3 protein-coding genes are annotated in these 2,202 nt (G+C 66.8%); all 3 read left to right on the forward strand.

Features of this window, described 5'->3' with window-relative positions; all coding sequences use genetic code 11:
- Positions 1-235 precede the first annotated feature (235 nt).
- Positions 236-1,156: a DMT family transporter gene (locus EN780_RS32535; protein ID WP_128276319.1), complete on the forward strand. Its 921-nt coding sequence runs from the start codon at positions 236-238 to the stop codon at positions 1,154-1,156.
- 60 nt (positions 1,157-1,216) lie between these two features.
- Entirely contained in the window at positions 1,217-1,843 is a 627-nt protein-coding gene (gene mobA / locus EN780_RS32540; protein ID WP_128276320.1) for a molybdenum cofactor guanylyltransferase MobA, read from the forward strand.
- Positions 1,840-2,202, forward strand: a 363-nt coding sequence (gene mobB, locus EN780_RS32545; RefSeq protein ID WP_128276321.1) for a molybdopterin-guanine dinucleotide biosynthesis protein B, incomplete at its 3' end; no start/stop codon positions are given. The genes mobA and mobB, both read left to right, overlap by 4 nt.

The following is a 2,202-nucleotide window of genomic DNA, read 5'->3' on the forward strand; positions in this document are numbered from 1 at the left end:
GGCAAGGAGATCGGCCTCGTCGTCTACAAGGTCGAGGAAGACGGCTCGCTGCACGGCCTCTGGACCATCGCCGGCAAGGAAGGCAGCGGCACCGAAGTGCTGACGCCGAAATAAGCCCTTTCGCCTTCGCGCCGATCTTTGCGGGCCACGGCGACAAACCGTGGCCCAGTGCTTTGGCGTTGCTGTTTTGCGGCCGGCTGATAGAGGCTGATCCAAAGCACAACCGGTGACGCCCTTGCCTCTTTCGCCAAACCTGCGCGGCGCGCTGTTCATGATGGTGGCCATGGTCGGCTTCACCCTCAACGACGCGATCACCAAATTCTCCTCCGAATCGATGAACATGGCGCAGGTCATGCTGATCCGCGGCGCATTCGCCTCGCTGTTCGTCGGTCTGCTTGCCTGGCAACGCGGCGCGCTGGCAGCGCCACGGTCCATGCTGCAGCCGATGGTGGCGATGCGCGTGGCCGGCGAAGCCGGCGCAACGGTCTCGTTCCTGGTCGCGCTCGCGCACTTGCCGATCGCCAACGTCTCGGCGGTGCTGCAGGCGCTGCCGCTGGCGGTGACCATGGGCGCGGCGCTTTTCTTCGGCGAAGGTGTCGGCTGGCGGCGCTGGCTGGCGATTGCCGTCGGCTTCGCCGGGGTGCTCGTCATCGTGCGGCCGGGCTTCGAAGGCTTCAGCATCTATTCGCTGCTGGCGCTGGCGAGCGTCGCCTGCTGCGCGGTGCGCGATCTCTCTACCAGGCGCATCCCGCAAGCGATCCCGACGCTTCTGGTATCGACCGCCACGGCGCTGGCCATGACGGTGCTGGGTGCGGCGCTGCTCGCCCCGATGGGCGGCTGGACGCCGATGAGCGGCAAGGCCACCGCGCTCCTGGCGCTGGCCGCGGTGCTGGTGCTCATCGGCTACCAGTTCATCATCATGGCGATGCGCTCCGGCGACATCTCCTTCATCGCGCCGTTCCGCTACACCGCCCTGCTCTGGTCGATCCTGCTCGGCCTCGTCATCTTCGGCGACATTCCGGACCTGCCGATGGTCATCGGCGCCACCATCATCGTCGGCTCCGGCCTCTACGCGCTCTATCGCGAACGCATTGTCGGCCGGCGGCAGACCGCCGCCGAAAGCGCTGGACCTGACATGGCGCCGGACGGCATATAGGACCAAGCCTGGGGGAAGCGCCTGCTGGCGGCAATTCCGGGCGGCAAGAGACAGCGGACAATGGATCGCAACATAGCGGGCATCATCCTGGCCGGCGGCCAGTCGCGGCGCATGGGCGGCGGCGACAAGACCCTGCTCGAGCTTGGTGGCCGCAGCCTGCTCGACCATGTCGTTAAGCGTCTCGCTCAGCAGGCCGGACCGCTGGCGCTAAGCGCCAATGGCGACCCGACGCGCTTCGCCAGCTTCGGGCTGCCCGTGCTTGCCGATACGGTGGAGGGGCATGCGGGACCGCTGGCCGGCATCCTGACCGGCATCGAGTGGGCGTCGATCGGCTGCGATGCCGTGGTCACGGTTGCCGGCGATACGCCCTTTTTCCCCAAAAATCTGGTCGAGCGACTGGCTGCGGCTGCCGACTCAAAGCCCGGATCGATCGCTGTCGCCAGCTCAGGCGGCAGGCGGCACCCGACATTCGCGCTCTGGCCGCTCGGCCTGCATGACGCCTTGCGCCGGTTCCTGGTCGACGAGGACAACCGGCGGGTCTCTGCCTTCATCGACCGCCACGGCGTCGTCGAGGTGGAGTTTGCGATGCCGGCATCCGGCGGACATGCGATCGATCCCTTCTTCAACATCAACACGCCGGACGATCTTGCGATCGCCGAGCGACTGTTGCAGAGCATCGAGCAATGAACAGGCGCGTTTTTGGCATCACCGGCTGGAAGAATTCCGGCAAGACCACACTGACCGAGAAGCTGGTCGCCGAGCTGGCGCGCCGCGGCTGGACGGTCTCGACCGTGAAGCACGCCCATCATGATTTCGACATCGACAAGCCTGGCGCGGACTCCTTCCGCCACCGCCAGGCCGGCGCCACCGAGGTCGCGGTCGTGTCCGGCCGGCGCTGGGCGCTGATGCACGAATTGCGCGATGAGGAGGAGCCGACGCTGGAGGCGATCCTGGCGCGGCTGGCGCCGTCGGATATCGTGCTGGTCGAAGGCTACAAGCGCGAAGCGCACAAGAAGATCGAGACGCGGCGGCTCGACGCCAAGGAC

This window comes from Mesorhizobium sp. M4B.F.Ca.ET.089.01.1.1 (assembly GCF_004022605.1).
In the GTDB taxonomy this organism is placed as follows: domain Bacteria; phylum Pseudomonadota; class Alphaproteobacteria; order Rhizobiales; family Rhizobiaceae; genus Mesorhizobium; species Mesorhizobium abyssinicae.

Bases quoted from the DNA above. Each gene is read 5' to 3' on its own strand.
- mobA (WP_128276320.1), top strand. From the start codon at position 1,217: ATGGATCGCAACATAGCGGGCATCATCCTGGCCGGCGGCCAGTCGCGG.